Here is a 21,414-nt window from a genome sequence, read left to right on the forward strand (position 1 = left end):
GAACACCAATGCCCGCTCTCACCCACCCGATTGCTGTCGTAGGCATGGCCTGCAGGTTCCCTGGCGCCCATGGGCCGGAGGAGTTCTGGTCACTCCTCCTCGAAGGACGTGATGCGATCGGCCCAGCTCCGCAGGAGCGTGGCCTCACTGATCCCGGCGGCTACCTCGACGACGTGGCTCGCTTCGACGCAGATCTGTTTGGTGTCTCGCCGCGCGCCGCGCTGTTCATGGATCCGCACCAGCGGATCGCGCTCGAGCTGGCCTGGGAGGCCTGCGAGGACGCCGCTGTGCGCCCTGACGCGCAGGGAATCGTCAGCGGGGTGTTCGTCGGTGGGATGAGCGGAGGCTATGAGGAGTTGCTGGCCGGGCGGGCTAGCGACCCCAACTACCTTCTCGGCAATACGCGGGGACTCATTGCCAACCGGATCTCGCATGCGTTACACCTCGATGGGCCCAGTATGACCCTTGACTGCGGGCAGTCTTCTTCTCTTGCCGCGGTCGTCATGGCGGTCCGGAGCCTCCGCGCAGGGGACTGTGATGTCGCTTTGGCGGGAGGAGTCAACCTCATCCTCACCCAGAGCAGCACGGAGGCTGCGCGCGCCTTCGGCGCCCTGTCCCCGACGTTCCGGTGCCGTCCGTTCGATGATCGCGCGGACGGCTACGTGCGCGGTGAAGGTGGCGCAATGCTGGTGCTTCGTCGCCTTGCAGACGCCGAGCGTGACGGAGATGCAATCTTAGCCGTCCTCCGCGGCGCCGCCCTCAATAACGATGCCGGAGTGACGTCCCTCGCGGTTCCCAGCGTCGATGGCCAGCGCATCGTGCTGAACAGCGCGCTTACCGACGCCGCCGTCTTGGCATCGGACATGAGCTACGTCGAGTTGCACGGGACCGGCACCAAGGTCGGCGATCCGCTGGAAGCGGAGGCGCTCGGAATGGTGTATGAGGATCGGCCAACTCCTCTGTCTATCGGATCCGTCAAAAGCAATATCGGCCATCTCGAAGGTGCCTCCGGAATTGCCGGCCTCGTCAAGGGAATCTTGGCCTTGAAGCACGGTGTCATTCCCCCCAACCATGACGTTGGGCAGGCCCCCAAGGCGCTGCGGCTCGAAGAACGCGGGCTGCGTGTCGTGGCCCAGCCCGAACCGCTCCCCGCCGGTGCGCTCGTCGGCGTTTCCTCCTTCGGAATGGGGGGTAGCAACGCCCACGTTATCCTCGGAGCCGGTCGGGAGGCAGTCACCTACGACGCAGCGCCGGCCACGGGAGACCGAATCTGGCTAATCACTGCACCCTTGGCCACGCTGCCGTCCCATGCCTCCCGTCTAGCCGAAGCGACCGTCGGTCTTGACCATGGGCGCGTAGCAGCGACCCTCTGGCATCACCGACCTCACGTGGGAACAGTCGCGGCTCTTGTCGGCAGCGACACCCCCGAGCTCGTCGCGGGGCTGCGGGCCCTCGCGGAGGGACGACCCCATCCGGACGCCTTCACCGGGCCGCGGCGCGACGGGCGAGTGACCGTACTGTTCTCCGGCCAGGGTGCGCAGCGGCTCGGCATGGGTACCGCGCTGGCCACGACGTACCCTGCCTTCGCGGCCCCCTTCCATGAGCTGCTCGGCCTCATGTCAGATCGCCTCGGCGTAGATCTCGCCGCCATCGTCCGCGGCTGCGATCGTGAACGACTGATGCAGACGCGCCACACCCAGGCCGCACTGGTCGCTTTCGAGGTGGCGGGATATCGGCTCTTGCAGTCCTTTGGCCTTGCGCCCGACCTACTCGTTGGCCATTCCATTGGGGAGATCGCGGCCGCCCACGTCGCGGGTGTACTCTCCGCCGAGGACGCAGCAACGCTTGTCGCGGCCCGAGGCGACCTCATGCAGCAGCTGCCTGCAGGCGGCGGCATGCTCGCTGTCCACCTGCCGGAACACCGGGCCAAGGAGTTCATCGATGGCCGCCGGGGCGTGGCAGTCGCCGCGGTGAACTCTCCCCACAGCATCGTGGTGGCCGGGCCCCTGCCCGTGCTTGAGGACATCGACGACACGCTGCCTGACGATGTGAGGCGGCGACTCCTGGCCGTCAGCCACGCCTTCCACTCGCCTCTAATGGACCCGATGCTCGACGAGTTCAGGGACGTGGCCTCCTCACTCACGCATCACCTCGCCCAGATCCCCGTCGTTTCGTGCCTCGATGGGCAGGTGCGTTCCACATTCGACGCCGAGCACTGGGTGCGCCACGCCCGCGAGACGGTCCGATTCCTCGATGCCACCCGGACAGCCCAGCAACTCGGTGCTGCGCACTTCGTTGAGGTTGGGCCGCAGCCGACGCTGCTTGCCATGGTCGAACAGACCCTAGGCGCGGGGGCAGCGACCCTGGTCCCGCTATGCCGCGAAACCTGCACCGAGGCGCGGGACGCCGTTCGGGCCCTGGCCGCGCTGGGCGCGGCGGGTGCCCCAGTCGACTGGACTGCGACGATCCCGACCGCCCCCCGGGTACCTCTGCCTGCGCTTGAGCTTGCTGGTCGCCGCTACTGGCCCGAGACCGCTGCCCAAGCCCCGACTGCGGTTGAGATCTCCCCAGGGCACGAGGAAGAGCCGGCCCCCCCGCGCGATGTCGTGCATGGCACGCCTTGAGGCAGTCTTAGCATCCCTGCGCATCGTGTTGGGGCACACCCCTGACGCCGAGCTGGACCCGGACCTGACGTTCAAGGCGCATGGCCTCACATCCCAGGGCGCTGTCGAACTCTGCGAGCTGCTCAGCCGCTCCGTCGACGTCCCGGTGTCCGCCGCAGCCACCTACGACCATCCGACGCCCCGCCGCTTGGCTGAGGTCTTGGTCCCCGATGAGCCCGTAGCGGAGACTGTCGCCGTAGCCACGGACGACGCGCACGACGACCCGATCGCGATTGTTGGCATGGACTGCCGCTTCCCCGGAGCCAGCGGGACCGAAGCCTTGTGGCAGCTCGTCGCGCAGGAACGAGATGCCGTCGGCGCTTTCCCCGACGACCGTGGCTGGGAACTATCCGGACTGTTCGATGATGACCCCGATACCCCGGGCACGAGCCACACGTGTGAGGGAGGCTTTCTCGCCGACGCCACCACGTTCGACGCCGGTTTTTTCGGCATCTCCGCCCGTGAAGCCCAGGCCATGGATCCGCAGCAGCGCAAAGCGCTCGAGACCGTTTGGCATGCCCTAGAAGCGGCAGGAATCGACGCCCACGGACTTCAGGGAACCCGTACCGGCGTATTCATGGGGGCGATGCCGGGCGACTACGGCCCCGACTTCGGGGCGATCGGGCCGGGCACGGGACACCGCCTCACAGGCACTGACCCCAGTATTATCTCGGGTCGCATCGCCTACACATTGGGGCTCACCGGCCCCGCCATGACGGTCGATACCGCGTGCTCCTCATCGCTGGTGGCGATTCACCTCGCCGTGAACTCACTGCGTTATCGCGAAACGAACCTCGCTCTCGCCGGGGGCGTCACCGTTATGTCCACCCCCGGCATGTTCGTCGAACTCACCAAGCTCCGGGCGGTTTCGCCTCGCGGTCGCTGCCGCGCCTTCGCCGACGATGCCGACGGCACCGGATGGGGCGAAGGCTGCGGCGTGCTGGTCCTCGAACGCCTCAGTGACGCGCGTGCCAACGGCCACCATGTTCTCGGTCTTGTGCGAGGCACCGCTGTCAACGAGGATGGCGCTTCAAACGGGCTCACCGCCCCCAATGGCACCGCTCAGCGCTGCGTGATCCTCGATGCCCTCGCGGATGCTTCTCTCACCACGAATGATGTCGACGTCGTCGAGGCCCACGGCACTGGAACCGCCCTGGGCGACCCGATTGAGGCCGAGGCGGTTCTGGCCACCTACGGCGCCGACCGCGTCGGCGCGCCAGTGCTCCTGGGCTCTCTCAAGTCCAACATCGCCCATTCCCAGGCGGCTGCCGGAGTCGGTGGCGTCATCAAGATGGTACTCGCCATGCAGCACCGCTGGGTGCCGAAGACACTCAATGCCGACCGCCCGAGCCGCCACGTCGACTGGGCCTCTGGCGCGGTCCAGGTGGCCAACGAATCGCAGCCCTGGCCGTTGAGCGATCACCGGCCCCGGGCGGGCGTCTCCTCTTTCGGCATCGGTGGAACGAATGCGCACGTCATCGTCGAAGGCCCGTCCGATGACGCCCCGGAGCCCCAGCCCGGGCTGCTGCCCGATGAGTGCGCACCGCTGCTGATTTCGGCTCCGGACAAGATTGGTATCGAACGCCAAGCCGACAAGGTGGCCAAGTGGCTCCGTGCTGCGGATGTGGAGGCCGATGCTCTGGCCCGTGGGCTCGCGCGGCGTGCCCACCTAGCTGAACGCGCGGCCCTGCTGCCGGGGCTCGACCCCGAACGTGGGCTCGCGATCCTCGCTGGCGAGTGTCCGCGGGACGGCGAGGCCGCCAAGGTGCTGCGCGGCAGCGCCAAACCCCGCCGCAGGGTGGCCTTCGTGTTCCCTGGACAAGGATCCCAGTGGCCCGGGATGGGGACGCGGCTGCTGTCCGAGTCTCCGCTGTTCGCCGCCCACGTCGACGCCTGCGACGCTGCTTTCCGACACCACCTTGACTGGTCCGTCCGCGACCTGTTGGCCAGTGACGATAGCGTGGATTGGTGGGAGGAAGCCACGGCCCAGCCGGTGCTGTTCACGATGATGACTGGCCTCGCTCTCCTGTGGCGTGAAGCGGGTCTCGAGCCCACCGCGGTGGTTGGTCATTCCCAGGGCGAGGTGGCGGCCGCGTGGTTCGCAGGCGCTCTGACCCTGGAGGAGGCCGTCGCGGTCATCGCCTATCGCAGCGGTGCCTGGTCCTGGCTGGTTGGTCATAAGGGCGCCATGTTCTCGGTCTCGCTGCCCCGCCCGGACGTTGAAATGCTTCTCCAAGCTGTCGATGGTGAGGTCGGGATAGCTGCTGTCAACGGACGCGGCTCCGTGATCGTCTCTGGGGAACGCCAGGCCACGCAAGCGTTCGTCGCCTCGATCGGTGACGATGTCAAAGTCAAGCCCTTGACCACCGTCAAGGTGGCTGGACACTCGCCAGTGCTCGAACCTATCCGTTCACGTCTGGCGGACGCGCTGCGCGATATCCACCCCCAAGCGCCGCGGCTGGTGATGTATTCGACGGTCACGGGATCGTTGCTGAATCGCGCCCTGGACGCCGGCTACTGGTGTGACAACATGATCGGCACCGTCGACTTTCTCGGTGCGAGCGAGGCCATGCTGGAGGAAGGGATCGACGCGTTCGTGGAGATCTCCGCCCATCCCGTGCTCGGATTCCCTCTCCAGCAAACCATTGAAGCGACCGGCTCGAATGCCGCGGTCATACCCACCTTGAGGCGCGGTGAGGGCGGAGTCGCGGGCCTGGCAGCGGCGTTCGGCCACGGCCACGTCAACGGTCTTGATCTCGACTGGCGCCGCGTTCTCGGCGACGGCCCGAGCGCCGCCCCCGGGTATGCATTCAGCTCTGAGCGTCACTGGGTTGCTCCGCCCAGCCCCACCACGCTTGACCGGATCCTCCTCCGTACCCTGCCGCGGGGCCGTGCCGAGCTCGAATGGCGTGGCGAGGCCGCCATGCTGATCGACGAGGGCGTCCCCAGCATCGCAGGTCGCCCCGTGGTGTGCGCGGCCACCGTCGCCTCCCTGGCTCAGGCGGCCGGGAGTGCCGTCGGGCTGACCCGACTCACCAGGTTCACGGTGTCAACGTTGGCGGTCCCGCAGGCCGATGGCCCCGTCACCCTGCTGGCTGAGGTGGATGCCGGTGAGCAGGAAAGAGCCTGCCGCGTCTCGCTTCACTGTGGTGACGACTGGGTCGAGCTGGGTGGCGGCACCGTCGCGCCACCCCAGGAGATGCCCCTCATCGCATCGCTGCCTCCTGTCCTCGAACCCCTGCCCGCCCCAACGCCTGACGAGGCGTTTGTCACAACGTCACGTCCCACGGGGCGCCTCCATGATTGCGATGCCACGTGGCTCGAGGTTAAGCTGCCCGCTCAACCCGACAGTCTCGGCCACACCGGTCGCGTGCTGCGCGCCGTATCCTGGGCGCAGGCCGGTGAGCACCGTCCAGCGATCCTTCCGATCGCGTTCGACAGCCTCGAGAGCCAGCAGCCCAGGACCGATCGTGCCTTGGTACGGATCACCTGCCACGATGACGTGCTGTGCGTCGACGCGTTCACGCCGGATGGACAGCGGTTCCTGAACGCTGCCGGGGTCGTTGTCGAGGACGAGACCCTGTGGCGCGACCGGTTGATGCGGCTTGGTGAGGATGCGCTGTGGAGCCTCACATGGATTCCCTGCACCGTACCGCCGAGCGGCACCATGGGTGTGGTTGATCGCGACCCCGCCACCGGCGAGCTCCGCCTGACTGAATCGAATCCCGACTCGGCTTTGTGGACTCTGACGAGCCCCGAAAGCATCCGCCTCGATGAGTTCGCGGCCCGGCTGGCCGTGTGGGGGGGCTCGGCTGAATTCGACCAGACTGCGCTCGTGATCGCGACCCGGCACGCCACCATCGCCACCGCGCCCGGCGGCGCCCCCGATCCAGGCGCGGCCGCTGTGTGGGGATTGGTCCGCGCCGCCCAGGCCGAGTTCCCGGGGCGGTTCCGCCTCCTCGACCTTGACGATGCGGTCGACGAGGCAGACGTACATCGTGCAGCCCGCACCGATGTCTCCGAGCTCGCGCTTGTTGGCGCGCGGCTTCACAGCCCGATCGTCACGCCTGTGAAGGCGGGCATGCCCATGCCGTTGCGCCGGGGCACCGTCCTCATCACCGGAGGCACCGGGGCTCTGGCGGCTCTCGCGGCGGAGGATCTGGTCGTCCGCGCTGGGGCGACGAACCTCTGGCTTGTGAGCCGCCGGGCCGAGCAGTCCGACGCGGTAACGGCGCTGATCCAGCGCCTCGAACAGGCCGGAGCGCGAGCACGCGCTGTCTCCTGTGACGTTTCCGACCGGGCGGCCCTGCAGATGCTGCTCGAGCAGATACCGGCCGACGAGCCGCTTATCGGGGTCGTTCACACGGCTGGGGCGCTGGTCGATGGCCTCCTCGCCACCCAGGATGCCGCCGCGTTCGCCACGGCTTTCGGGGCCAAGGTCGAGGGCGCTAAGCATCTCGATGAGCTTACCCGTGGCCTCGGATTGGACTTCTTCGTTTTGTACTCGTCCGTGGTCGGCACCTTCGGCAACGCCGGGCAAGCCAGCTATGCGGCCGCCAACGCTGCTCTCGACGCCATCGCGTTCGGCCGCCGCGCGGCCGGCGAATCCGCGACATCCATCGCATGGGGGCTGTGGAATACCACTTCCGGCCTAGTCGCGGAGATGCGTGAGCGTGACGTCCTGCGCTTCTCGCGTCGAGGCCTGCTGCCCCTTGAACCCGAGGTTGGGCGCATTCTGCTCCTGCAGGCCATTTCCAGCGGAGTTCCGAGCGTCGTCGCGACGCAGATCGACCGCACCCGGATCGCCGAGGTAGCTGGGGAGTCCGGCCTGCCCCAGGGCCTCCGTGCGCTCGCGCCTGAATCCGTTTCCTCGACGGGGCATCTGTCGTCGGCGGACAGGTTCAGCCAGCTCGATGCTGAGCGGCGCCTCAACGCCCTCCGCAGCATCGTGCGCGACGTGACGGCCGGAGTCCTTGCCGATTCGACCCCGGAGGCGATCGACATGGACGCCCCTTTCCGTGACCTTGGGTTCGACTCGCTCATGGGCGTCGAGTTACGCAATCATCTGTCGCAGGAGATGGGGCAGCGGCTGCCCGCCACTTTGATCTTTGACTACCCGCGCCCCGAGGCCGTCGCTCAATTCCTCGACGAGCTGATCGGTGGACAGCCCGACATCGATCCCGCTCCGATGAGCGAATCTGCCGTCCCCGAGGTGACGCACGATGGTGAAACCGTGGCGATCGTGGCCGCGGCCTGCCGGCTCCCGGGCGGCATCACGTCCCCCGAACAGCTCTGGGAGGCCTTGGAAGAAGAGCGCGATCTTGTCGGGCCCATGCCCACCGATCGTGGCTGGCCGAAGGATCTGCACAATCCTCAGGCCACTGGGCGTGGCTACAGCATCGCGGGCGAGGGCGGCTTCCTCGACGATGCTGCCTACTTCGACTCCGGCTTCTTTGCCATCTCGGATCGCGAGGCCAAAGGCATGGATCCCCAGCAGCGTCTCCTTCTTCAAGTCGCCTGGGAAGCACTTGAGCGAGGTGGGATTGATCCGCACAGCCTGAAGGGCAGCCCCGTAGGGGTGTACATCGGCAACATCGGTCAGGCCTATACCGAGGGGATGTCCGACGACGACGAACTGTCCGGCTACCTCGTGACTGGGGGGTCTAGCAGCATCCTGTCAGGCCGTCTGTCTTACGTGCTGGGGATCAACGGTCCCTCGCTCAGCGTCGACACCGGTTGCTCCTCCTCGCTAGTTGCCACCCACCTCGCCGTCTCTGCGATCCGCCGGGGCGAGTGCGACATGGCGCTTGTGGGCGGGGTCACGATCATGGCGACCCCTGATCTGTTCGTTGAGTTCACGCGCCAGGGCGGCATGGCACCTGACGGTCGGTGCAAGGCCTTCTCTGACGCGGCTGACGGCACCGGCTGGGCCGAAGGTGTGGTCGTGCTCATCCTCGAGCGCCTGTCCGAGGCGCGCAGGCTCAGGCACCGCATTGTCGGGCTCATCCGCGGTTCTGCCGTCAACCAAGACGGTGCCTCCAACGGGCTCACCGCCCCCAACGGCGCCTCCCAGCAGGCCGTCATCCGGGCCGCTCTCGCCGACGCCGGACTGACCAGCGCGGATGTTGACCTGGTCGAGGCTCACGGCACCGGCACCGTCCTGGGCGACCCAATCGAGGCGCAGGCCATACTGGCCACCTACGGCCGAGATCGTCGCGAGCCCATTGCTATCGGTTCGCTCAAATCCAACACAGGTCACACTCAAGGAGCCGCGGGGGCCGCCGGCATCCTCAAAGTGCTCCTGTCCCTCGAGCACGGTCTCATGCCCAGGACGCTGCACTGCAGCGTTCCGAGTCGGCATGTCGACTGGGAGCAAGGCGACGTGAGGATCCTGAGCCAGGCGGCACCCTGGCCCGCGGGGGTGCGGGTCCGCCGAGGAGGCGTGTCCGCCTTTGGTATCAGTGGTACCAACGCGCATGTCATTGTGGAGGAACCACCGGCGGCGCCGGTCCCAGCACCGGCACCGGCTGCGCTCGGCGCCTCTATGTGGCCCATCTCGGCCCGCACTCCGGAGGCACTCCGGGCCCGTGCGCACGACCTTCTAACATCCGGCGTCGTTGATGACGATCCCGAGCGTGTCGGGCGTGGCCTAGGGTTGCGCAGCAACTTTGAGGAACGAGCCGTGATCGTGGCCGAAGATCCTGAGATGCGGCGCGAGGCGCTCAGTGCCCTGGCACATGGCGGTTCTCACCCTGGGCTGATCCTCGGGACTCGTGGCGTTGGCCGGACCGCGTTCATCTTTAGCGGTCAAGGTACGCAGCACCCTGGAATGGGAGCAGAGCTCGGCGCGAGTTATCCCGTCTTCGCACGGGCTCACGCGGAGGCCCTGGAAGCCTGCGTGGCCGCATCTGCGGGGGATCTTGCCGGCCTCGTGGCCGATCCGACCCGGCTGGGCGAGACGGCGGTGGCGCAGCCCGCGATCTTCGCCTTTGAGGTCGCCGCGTTCCGTCTGTGGGAGTTCTGGGGCATCCGTCCGGACATTGTGGCTGGCCACTCCATCGGCGAGATTGCCGCCGCCCACTGCGCCGGTGTGCTGTCGCTCGAGGACGCTGCCAGGTTGGTCACGCAGCGCGGACGCCTCATGCAGGAACTGCCGGGTGGCGCGATGCTTGCTCTGAGACGGCCTGTCGATGAAGTTGAGGAGGTCCTGCGTCGCTTCCCAACGCTGAGTCTCGCCGCCATCAATGGGCCAGAGTCTGTCGTCGTGGCTGGGCCTACCACGCAGGTCGAGGCGCTGGCCGCCGAGTGCCCTGGTACCCGCCTTAACGTTAGCCACGCCTTCCACAGCGCGATGATGGCTCCGATGCTGCCAGCCTTCGCCGATGTCGTGGCAGGGCTGACTTTCCATGAGCCCAACCTCGCCTGTGTGTCCGCCACTCGGCCAGGCTCGGCCGAGACGCTGTGGACCGATCCGCAATACTGGGTGGAGCACGTCAGCGCCCCGGTGTGTTTCGATGCTGCCGTTGAGGTCCTCGTCGACCTGCGTGTCGGACGCATCCTTGAGGTGGGCCCAGATGCGGCTCTGACACCACTCGTGCGGCAGTCGCGACCTCACCTCGTCATCGTGCCCACCGTCTCGCGTCGGAGCTCAGAAACGACCGGGATCCGGGCCGCATTCGCCGGACTCCACAACGCCGGACACCCCGTCGACTGGACGGTGCTGCAGGGGGGTCGAGAGCAGGGCTGGGCCGACACCCCGACCTATGCCTTCCAGACCCGGCCTTTCTGGCGAGTGCCGAGCCGACTGGCGTGCCGCACCGTTGACGGCCCCAATCACTACCGCACCGTCTGGCAGGACGCCGTGCCTGGTCGTCCCCTTACTGCCGACGTGCTAGTCGTTGCGCCCATCGAACACCGAGAGCTCGCCGAGACGTGGGCGCGGGCGCTGGACCGCCTGGGTGCCTCTTCTACCGTGATGACGCTGCCCGCCAGTGGCGACTTACCGCTGGATCTGCTCGAGGGCGGTACCAGCTCGCGGAGCCTCCTGGTTTCTCTTGGCACTCTGCCCACGGGTACCGGGGCCCGGCCCCCGATCAATCACGCCGCCGCCCTTGGTCGTCTCGCGGCCGGTGGCCGCCAGGGCCGTCAACTGGTGTTCGTCACCCGCGACGCGGTGCGTTCCGAGGTCTGTGACCCCGACCAGGCTGCCGTGTGGGGCTACGCCAAGACACTGGGGCTTGAGATCCCGTCCTGCCTGGCCGCCATCCTGGACGTGGCGCCGGATGTGGCGGCTGATGATGTTGCCCGGGTCATCCTCGGGTGCGACGGCGAGGACCAGTGGAGCCTCGCCGCCCAAGGTGCTTTCGTGCCCCGCATTGAGGCCTGTGAACTGCCGGCAGGGCGCGGGCTTGCAGCCTCGGGCACGGTCCTCATCACAGGTGGTACCGGTGGCATCGGTGCCGCTATTGCCAAGGAGTACGCCCAGGCCGGAGCATTGCGGATCGCTCTGCTCAGCCGCCGTGGGCCCGACGCCCCCGGTGCTCAAGGACTGGCGCAGGAACTCCAGGCGCTCGGTTGCGAGGTCGAGGTTGTGAGTTGCGATGTCTCTAACCGGGGCGACCTCATCCGCGCCGTTGAAGATATCGAGTCGCACGGGGACGCGATCACCGCCGTCGTGCACACGGCCGGGACCGTGGAGTTTGCGCCGATTCCGGAGGTGGACGACGCTGCTTTGGCCCGGATGGCCTCCGGCAAGGTCGACGGTGCCCGCTACCTGGACGAGATCTTTGCGGGCCGCCGCCTCGACGCGTTCGTCGTGTGCTCCTCGGTCGCTGCCACGTGGGGCAGCGGCGGCCAGGCAGCCTACGCGAGCGCCAATGCGTGGCTTGATGGGCTGGCTCGTCGGCGCCGTGCCCGCGGTGAGACCGCCCACGCCATCGCGTGGGGTCCCTGGGGCGATCACGGCATGATCGAAGGCGATGGAGTCCGCGAGACCTTGCTGCGCCGGGGCCTCAGGCTCATGGATGAGGCGTCGGCGCTCGAGTCCTTCAAGCGCGTGTTGGTCGGTGACGAGCCGTGCCCTGTTGTTGCGTCGATGGATTGGGTCGCCTTCGGTCGGCTGATCCAGGGGGAGCGGCGTCGTCCTTTCTTTGAGCGTGTGATTCCTGTTGGCGACGAGCCGAGTGCGGCTGCGGCCGATCGGTCTCTCGGCGATGTGTTGCGTGGGTTACCTGCCAGCGAGCGGGTTGCGCGATGCACGGTGACGATCCGGGAGATCGTTGCCGCCGTCCTGGGGGCCGATGACACTCAGACCTTGAGTCTCTCGGTGCCCTTCAAGGATCTCGGTTTCGATTCGCTGATGGCGGTCGACCTGCGAGACCAGCTGCGTGTCAAGGCCGGGATCTCCGTCTCCTCCTCAGTGATCTACGACTACCCGAATGTCGTCTCGTTGGCCGCTCACGTGCTCCAGCTCCTCGTGCCGGAGGACGAACTGGCCGATGCCACCCCCCGCGGCGCTCTGGCCCTCGACGATATCCACGACGCCGTCCGCGACGCCTCGACGCCTGAACTCCTGGAACTTATCGACTCGCTGACTTCAAGGAGCTGACCATGAACCAGCCTGATTCCGCCAAACTCGTGGAGTACCTCCGCAAACTAACCTCCGACCTCGTCGATGCTCGCCGCGAGCTTCAGGTTCTTCGGGGCGAGGATCCTGTGGTCATCGTCGGTATGGGGTGTCGCTACCCTGGTGGCATCGCCACGCCTGACGGCCTGTGGGAAGCGGTGGCCATGGGGCGGGATCTCGTCGGTGATTTCCCAACTGACCGCGGATGGCCTGATTTACCTGAGTGCGAGAACGGCACAGTCCCGCGCTGCGGGGCGTTTCTCGAAGACGCCGCCGGATTCGACAATCGTTTCTTCAAAATCTCCGGGCGTGAGGCGTTGGCGATGGACCCCCAACAGCGCATCAGCCTCGAGGTGGCCTGGGAGACGCTCGAATCGGCGGGTGTTGACCCCGTGAACCTTAAGGGCGCCAAGGTTGGTGTCTACATGGGAGCCACGTCCTTTCAATATGGTGGTGACCCTGTTTTCGCAAACGACGACGTGGCCGGTCATCTTATGGTTGGCACCGTACCCTCGGTGCTATCCGGACGCATCAGCTATACCCTCGGCGTCCACGGGCCGTCGATCACCCTCGACACCGCCTGCTCGTCGGCGCTCGTCGCCGTCCATCTGGCAGCGGTGGGGCTACGTAGCGGCGAATGCAATCTGGCCCTGGCGGGTGGGGCTACGGTCATGGCAACCCCTGGAATTTTCGTGGAGTTCCAGAGACAGGGTGGTTTGTCCAGTGACGGCCGTTGCCGGGCGTTCGCCGACGAGGCTGATGGGACCGGTTGGGGTGAGGCGGTCACCATGGTGGCTCTTGAGCGGCTGTCTACTGCCCGCGAAGCTGGGCATCCCGTCCTTGCCGTTGTGAAGGGTTCTGCGTGGAACCATGGCGGGGCAGCCAACGGTCTCACGGCGCCCAATGGGCAGGCCCAGCGGGCCGTCATCCGTGAGGCGATGAAGGCCGCGGGCTTGGGTCCCGACGACATTGATGCCATCGAGGGACACGGCACGGGGACCCGGCTCGGCGACCCGGTAGAGGTCAACGCACTCCTCGATGTCTTCCGCACTCGCAGCGCGCCCCTGTGGCTGGGGTCGCTGAAGTCCAACACCGCCCATACGCAAGCGGCCTCTGGGACGGGCGGGCTCATCAAGATGGTTGAGGCGCTGCGCCACGAAACCCTGCCTCGGACTCTCCACGCTGAGCACCCGACCTCTGAAGCCGATTGGGACGCTGGGAGCGTCCGGCTACTCCAGGAGGAGCAGCCCTGGAAGATGGATCCAGAACGACCCCGCCGCGCGGGTGTGTCCGCGTTCGGCGTCGGCGGCACCAACGCGCACGTCATTCTCGAGGAGGCACCACCTGCCCCTGAGCGCATCGGTGTTTCAGATGGCACCGGCGTGCTTATGGTGAGTGCGGCCGGGCCGGAGGCGCTCAACGCAGTGTGTAACCGTTTCGCGGAGGCGGCTGCCGGAATATCCAGCCTGGATGTCGAGACGACGCTGGCCCGCCGGGCCGCGCTGCCCTCGAGGCTTGCGGTCCTCGCGGAAAACAGCGTCGTCGAGGCTCTGCAAGAGACCGATGGAGAGACTGGCGTTGGGGTTGTCGTCGGATGCGTTTCCGAAGATCCCCGCCCGGTCATGGTCTTCCCCGGACAAGGCTCGCAATGGCCGGGAATGACCGTGGATCTTCTCGCCGAGGAGCCCAGCTTCGCCGAGCAGCTCGACGCGTGCGACTGCGCCCTGGCGCCGTACGTCGACTACTCCGTCCGCCAGGTGCTGCTCGCCTCAGCTGAGGATCCGAACGTCCTTGCCCCCGTGGATGTCGTGCAGCCGGTGCTGTGGGCTGTAATGGTGTCCCTGGCTGCGTTGTGGCGTGCGCACGGCGTCGAGCCCGCAGCCGTCATCGGTCACTCTCAGGGAGAGATAGCCGCGGCCGTCGTGTCAGGCCACCTGACGCTCGAGGCAGGAGCGCGCCTCGTCGCGCTGCGCAGCCGCCTCTTGCGGCGCATCTCGGGTAGCGGCGGCATGCTGAGCCTTCTCACCGATGTGCAGCATGCCGAGAAACTTATCCTCCCATGGGCAGACCAGATATCGGTGGCCGTCATTAACGGTCCCGGTGTCACGGTCGTGGCGGGGGGTCGGGAGCCCCTCGCGTTGGCAGCTGAAGCCGCGGAGCGCTCGGGGATCCGATGCCGGGTCATCGACGTCGACTACGCCTCTCACTCGCCCCAGGTCGACGAATTGGAGGCCGAGATTCTCGCGGCCGCGCCATCGAGCCCCATCGGCGAACCGATCTGCAGCTGGTACTCCACCGTCACTGGTGATCTTGTATGTGAGTCCCTGGCAGCGGACTACTGGTTCGACAACTTGCGCTCGACGGTGCGGCTCGACCTCGCCGTTGAGGCGGCACTGCGCAACGGCCACCGTCTTTTCATCGAGGTGAGCCCACATCCGGTGCTGACCTACCCGCTGGACGTTGCTCTCGACGGCAGCGAGGCATACTCGGTGTCGACTCTGCAGCGGGACCTGCCCGGTGTCGGCACGTTCGTGTGGTCTGCGGCTAACGCGTGGGTGCGCGGCGCTCATGTCGATCGCGACTCGTTGCTGCGACCCGGGGGTCAGATCGTGTCGCTGCCGCCCTATCCTTTCCAGAACACCCCGTTCTGGTACCAGGCTGTTAGTGCCCCCAACGAATCTATGATGCCCGGGCTGACGGTGGCGTGGCGGGCTGCCCTGGCGCCGCGAGCTGCCGCGTCAGCGGAGAACACTCTGCTCCTCGGCGACCCCGATGATGAGTTGGCTGCGAAGGTTGCGGCTCACCTGGGCATCGCGGAGGTCACGCGTCTGAGAGATGCTGATGTGGCTGAGGTCGACCGTGTGATCGTAGTTGCGCCCCTGACTGATGCAGGAACGGCCGTTCTGGCCACCACGGATGTCCTGAGGGGCCTCCAGCAGAGCGGTGGCTCCACCACCCTCGCCCTGCTCACGCGCGGCGCCATCGACCGAGAACCCGCCCAGGCTGCCGTCATGGGATGTGTTGGTTCCTTCGCTGCTGAGGAGCCCGACCGTACCGTCATCGCTGTTGACCTCGACACCGCAGAGGCGCCGTTGGACGCCGCAGCCGGGTGCCTGATGGGTGACGAGTCCGGCTGCTGGGCGGTCGCAGAGGGTGCGCTGTCGCGGCGCCACCTCGTCGACGAATCACGGCGGGTCAGTGAGGACACCATCCCCGGTGGAACGACCGTGATCCTGGGCGGGCTTGGTCGGGTCGGGTCAGCGATCGCCCGCGCCTTGGCGGCACGGGATGCTCGCAAGATCGTTCTCGTGGCCCGAGGTGAGGCCACCGACCTGCTGGATGACCTGCGGAGCCTAGGGAGCGATGTCACGCTGGTGTGCGGCGACGCGGCGGATCCCGCCTTGCTGCGCCGAGTCCTGGCCGAAGAGAGCACTCCCGTTGGGCTTGTCGTGCATGCTGCCGGTCACGTCGCCGACGAGCCGATCGCTCGCCTGAGCGCGGAGGGACTCGCCTCGGTCCTGGACGCCAAGCTGGGCGTGGCTGAGGCGATCGACTCTGTCCTGGAACCTAGCGTCCCTCTGCTCATTACTTCCGGGCTTCCCGGAACCCTCGGTGTGGCAGGTCAGGCAGCCTGGTCGGCAGCCGCCGCTGCGGTCGATGCCGTGGCCATGCGCCGCGCGGGGCGAGGGGCACCGACCCGATCGGTTGCCTTGGGGGGCATCAGTTGGTCCCCAGCTGAGGATGACGTTCTGCGGCGCCTCGGGTTCACGCCATGGACCCTCGACTCAGCTGTCGAAGCCTTGTTGTCCGCTTTCACTAGTCCGCAAACCCACCAGATCTGGGCGGAACTGAACCCGGCTGCCGTGGCCGCATCCGGCCGTGTCCGTTCCCTTGCGGACCTCGGACTGAGCGTTTCGACGGACGAGGCCAGCACCGCTGCGCCCCTGATGCTGAACCTGTCCCAGATGCCGCGCGACGAGGCTCATCGTCGTCTTGACTCCGTAGTGCGGGGTGTCGTGGCCCGTGTCCTCGCCATGGGCGAGGCGGCGGTGGATGATGCCGTCTCGTTCAAGGATCTGGGCCTCGACTCGTTGACCGCGGTGCAGCTTCGCAATCGACTCGCTGCCGCTGTCGGGCTTCGGCTCCCTGTCACCGTGGCTTTCGACCATCCGACGCCCGCCCTGCTGACCACCTACCTGCTCGACCTCCTGGTGCCGATCGTCGACGACGGTTCGGAGCTGGAGGACCTCGTGGATCACCTGGAACACCTCCTAGGCGACATGGATTCCAGCAATACCGCGAGGCAGGCCGCTCTCGTCCGACTGCGCACGCTGTTGACGGCCTGGACTGCCCGAGACGATGGCACCACCCACCTGCCCACCACTGATGAGGACCTGTTCGCGGCGCTCGACGCGGAATTGGGGAGCATCTGACACCCACGAGGAGCGATTCATGACTGACCGGCACGCCACTGACACTGAGACCAAGCTGCGAGCTTATCTGGAAAGGGCCATGGGCGACCTGAAAGCGACCCGAGCCGCCTTGGCCGACCGGGAGCGCCGAGACTCGGAGCCCGTCGCCATCATCTCTATGGCCTGTCGCCTGCCCGAGGGCCTCGACACCCCGGAGGCGTTCTGGGAGGCACTTGTGGATGGACGCGATCTTATGGGCAGCATGCCGAGTGACCGGGGCTGGAGCCCGTCCGCCCTGTTCGATCCCAGTGGTGAACGGCCTTTCAGCACCTACACCACGGCGGGATCCTTCCTGCAGGATGTTGCCGGATTCGATGCTGAGTTTTTCGGCATCTCTCCTCGTGAGGCCGCGGCGATGGATCCGCAGCAGCGTCTCCTCCTCGAAGTCACCTGGGAGGCGATTGAGCGGGCGAGGATCGCCCCGTCGGCGCTGCGAGGCAGCGACACGGGCATCTTCCTGGGAGCCACGACGTTCGACTACGGACGCATGATCCATGATTTCCCGGCTGATGCTGAAGGCAACCTCATGCTCGGGCGGTCTGGGGCCGTCGCCGCAGGACGGATCTCCTACCTGATGGACTGGCATGGGCCTGCCGTCACCCTTGACACCATGTGTTCGTCGTCGCTGGTGGCGCTGCACGAGGCCTGCACAGCGCTGCGCTCTGGGGACTGCGAGATGGCTGTCGTGGCTGGCACCGCGGTGCTGTCGACGCCCGAGGGCTACACTGAGTTCAGCCGCCAGCGTGGCCTAGCCCGGGACGGCCGCTGCAAGGCCTTCTCTGACGACGCGGACGGTACCGGTTGGGCGGAGGCCGTCGGAGTTGTCGTTGCCGAGCGGCTCAGCGACGCGCTGAGTAAAGGCCACCCAGTGCTCGCTGTGGTCCGCGGCAGCGCCGTCAACCAGGATGGGGCCTCCAACGGTCTCACTGCGCCCAGCGGACCGGCTCAGGAGCGTCTCATCCGCAAGGCCCTCAAAGCTGCGCGGCTCGACGCCGCTCGTATCGACATGATCGAGGCCCACGGGACGGGCACCTTGCTCGGTGACCCCATCGAAGCCCAGGCGCTTCTCAGTACCTACGGTTCCCAGCGCGCGGCGGGCAAGCCCGCGTGGCTAGGTTCCTCGAAGTCGAACCTGGGGCATGCAGCCTCCGCTGCGGGCGTCATCGGCGTCATCAAGGTGGTCATGGCGATGCGTCATCGACTCATGCCCCGCACCATCCACGTCTCCCAGCCGACCACTAAGGTCGACTGGTCTGCCGGGGGGGTTGAGCTCCTTACCGAGAACCGCTCGTGGCTGACCGATGGCGCCCCTCGCCGCGCTGCGGTGAGCGCCTTCGGAGCCAGCGGCACCAACGCCCACGTCATCCTCGAGGAGGCGGATGCGCCGGCGAAGGAGTTCACGGATCGGCCGAAGGAGGTTTTAGGCCACATCCTGAGCCTCAGCGGACGCTCCGAACCAGCCCTACGGACGCAGGCTGAGCGGCTGGCCGCGCTGGTACGGTCCGGTGCTGCCTGTGCCGATGTGGCGGCTTCGCTATCGGCCTCTCGTGCACGCATGACCAACAATGCCTCCGTGACTGGCCAGGACACCGACGGGGTACTCGAGGCGCTCGACGCCCTGGCTCAGGGGCTTCCTAGTCGGAACGTGAACCTCGGACGTACGCTGCGCCCGCGGCCGCGCATCGCCTTTGTCTTTCCCGGGCAGGGATCGCAGTGGATGGGCATGGCCCGCGGCCTGCTCGCCTCCTCACCGGCGTTCGAGCGCGAAATGCAGCGCTGCGACCGGGTGGTGCGGGCCGCCGTCGGTTGGTCGGTGCTCGACCTCATCAGCAGCGACGATGACGCCTGGCTCCACCACGTCGACCGGGTCCAGATCTCCCTATTTACCGTCATGGTCTCGCTCGCGGGCCTCTGGGGCGCGGTTGGCGTGCACCCGGATGTGGTGGTCGGGCACAGTCAAGGCGAGATCGCAGCCGCCGTTGTGGCTGGCGCGATCACCCTGGATGAGGGTGTGCGGATCGTCCAAGAACGTTGCGTCGCCATCAGCCAACTGATGCCCGGTGGTGGGATGCTAGCGATCGCCGCCCCTGCTGACGAGCTGCGGGACCGGCTGGGCGAGCCGCGCTGGGAGGGGCTGTACCTTGCCGTGGACAACGGTCCCAGCTCCTGTGTTGTCGCCGGCGATTTCGGGAAGCTCCAGAGTTTCATCGTCGACCTCGACCAAGCGGGTATCTGGTCCCGCGCCGTGCAGGTCGATTATGCGTCGCACACCCCGGCCATGCGCAGCTTGTCCGATCGACTCGCGGCCGCCCTCGAATGGGTCAGCCCGACGAGCTGCGAGATCGCCTTCCATTCGTGCGTCACCGCTGCCCGCCAAGAAGGATCGTCCCTCGATGCCAGCTATTGGGTGTCCAACCTGTGTGAGCCGGTGCGTTTCGGCGAGACCGTCGCGCGCCTGATGGACGATGGGCCCGTTGTCTTCGTGGAAGTGAGCCCCCACCCCGTGCTCTGTGAAGCTCTCGAGGGCATCATCGGTGATCGGGTAGGTGAGGCTGTCCCCAGCCTGCATCGCGGCGAGGGCGATGCCGACGACTTCCTGAGGTCTGTTGGGCGGCTTACCTGCACCGGCCTCGAGGTCGATTGGTCGGCTCTCACCGGTCCGGCGAAGCTGGTCGATCTCCCCACCTATGCTTTCCAACATCAACATTATTGGCTGATGCCCGATCACAGCGTGCGTCGCTCCGGTGCCCCCGCCCAAGAACTCCGCTACGGGGTGACGTGGCGGCCGACCTGCGTCGTCGACTCAGCTGAAGGGGACTGGATCATCGTCACCGACGCCCGTCGCGTCGACCGGGCTGAGACGGTGCGTGATGCGCTCGGACGACGTGGTGTCCAGGCCCGAATCCTGCGTGTCGAGGCTGACGAGGTCCAGGACCCCGAAGCCCTGCGTGCTCGGCTCAAGTCGTGCAGTTTAGTGGCCTCCGGTGTGATCACAGTGACGACCTGGGCCCCAGTAGAAAGCCCCGGGCGCGTCCTCTGGTCCCTCGTGTGCCTCCTGCGCGCGATCGATATCTTGCCCAACGCCCGGCTCTGGGCTATCACCAGCGGCGTCCATCCCGAGGCTGGTGCCGCCGCCGAGCAGGTGGCGCTCGCCCACGCTGTGTGGGGTCTGGGCCGCGTTGCCGCGCTCGAGGCGCCGTCGCGCTGGGGCGGACTTGTGGACGTGACCGCGGACGCCAGCTCTGAGGACCTGGCTGGGCTGGCCGAGGTCCTCGGCTCGTTCGAGGACCAGGTTGCTTTGACCCGACGTGGTCTAGTGGCCCGCCGGATCGAAAGCCGCGCTGGCGAGCACCGGGGGAGGTTCTGGGACCTTTCTGGCACGGCCCTGATCGTCGGCGGAACCGGCGCGATCGGACGCCAGGTGGCACGCTGGCTGTCCCAGCAGGGAGTCTCCCGGATCGTGACGCTGTCGCGGCGAGGCCCCGACGCCCCCGCGGCAGCCGACCTGATCGCCGAGCTTGCCGAACTCGGCACGGTGGTGGAATGCGTGTCTGGTGATGCCGGGGATGTAAACCTCCTGACGCATGTCCTTGAAGCTGAGCGTGCCGCCGGGCATCCGATCACCAGCGCCTGGCATCTCGCAGGCGGAGGCACTCTGGACTGCCTTGACGACGTCACCCCTGAGGCATTCGAGGTCACCTTGCACGCGAAGGTGGCTGGCGCCCAGGCTCTTCACGCGTCGCTGACGGATCCGACAGTGCCTTTGGTGTTGTTCTCGTCGATTTCGGCGGCCTGGGGGAGCGCGGAGCACGGCGCCTATTCTGCAGCCAACGCGTGGCTCGACGGCCTGGCCGCAGCCCGCCAGGCCCAGGGCCTCCCGAGCATCTCGCTCGGGTGGGGTATCTGGGATCCCCGCCACGGAGGCGGGATGGCGGATAACCTCGCTGAGGAGCTCCTCAGCGGACGCGGTGTCCCGTTCATGGACCCGACAACGGCGCTCGAAGCCTTGCGCGACGTCCTCTCTGACGGAGAGCCCCATGAGATCCTGGCCCGCGTCGAGTGGGAACGTTTCGTGCCTGTTTTCAGTGCTCAGCGTTCCTGCCCTCTCCTCGAGGACTTCGCCGAGGGAACCGATGATGCGGCGCTTGCTGGGTCGACAAATGACGTTCGCGACCAGCTTTCGCGGCTGCCCAGGGACCAAGCACTACCCCGTCTGCGGCGCGTCCTGGGTGAACAGGTGGCTGCCGTCTTGAAACTCACCTCCACCGAACTCGATCCTCAGCGGCCCTTCCGCGAGCTCGGTTTTGATTCCCTCACTGCGGTGGAGCTGCGCAAGCGCCTTCAAGAGGTGCTCGGCGTTCGACTTCCCGTGACCCTGGTGTTTGACCATCCGACGCCCGCGCGGCTCGTGGAGGAGTTGCTCACCTTGACGGTTCCTGATCTGGACGACGCTGGCTCTGGTGCGGCCAATCCGGAGGTGCAGCGCATCCTCACCCTGCTGTCCGCATATTCGCCTGAGACCATCCGCGCTCTTGATGTCTATAACACTGTCACGCGGCTCCTTGCCGCCACCCCTGAACCGGCGACCGACATCGACGACCTGGACGCTGCCGCCCTCATACAACACGCTTTCGCCTCTGCCTGACCAGTTGGA

Annotated in this window: 4 protein-coding genes; all 4 read left to right on the plus strand. The window is 67.0% G+C overall.

The features are described 5' to 3' along the window. Positions 1–8: 8 nt before the first annotated feature. The 4 genes from SK1NUM_RS00410 to SK1NUM_RS00425 are packed head-to-tail and all read left to right on the plus strand — an operon-like array spanning position 9 to position 21,405. Entirely contained in the window at positions 9–2,624 is a 2,616-nt protein-coding gene (locus tag SK1NUM_RS00410) for a type I polyketide synthase (RefSeq protein WP_223927670.1), read from the plus strand. Continuing rightward, the gene (locus SK1NUM_RS00415; RefSeq protein WP_223927673.1) at positions 2,611–12,270 is read left to right on the plus strand and encodes a type I polyketide synthase; all 9,660 of its coding nucleotides are present in this window, start codon (positions 2,611–2,613) and stop codon (positions 12,268–12,270) included. Before SK1NUM_RS00410 ends, SK1NUM_RS00415 begins: the two co-directional genes overlap by 14 nt. 2 nt (positions 12,271–12,272) lie before the next feature. Further along, a complete protein-coding gene (locus tag SK1NUM_RS00420; protein WP_212323943.1) occupies positions 12,273–16,721 on the plus strand; it encodes a type I polyketide synthase in 4,449 nt (1,482 codons plus the stop codon). Between the two features lie 19 nt (positions 16,722–16,740). After that, complete coding sequence (locus SK1NUM_RS00425; protein ID WP_212323944.1) at positions 16,741–21,405, plus strand: type I polyketide synthase; 4,665 nt, start codon at positions 16,741–16,743, stop codon at positions 21,403–21,405. The last annotated feature ends 9 nt before the right edge of the window (positions 21,406–21,414 follow it).

The organism is Arachnia rubra (assembly GCF_019973735.1).
In the GTDB taxonomy this organism is placed as follows: domain Bacteria; phylum Actinomycetota; class Actinomycetes; order Propionibacteriales; family Propionibacteriaceae; genus Arachnia; species Arachnia rubra.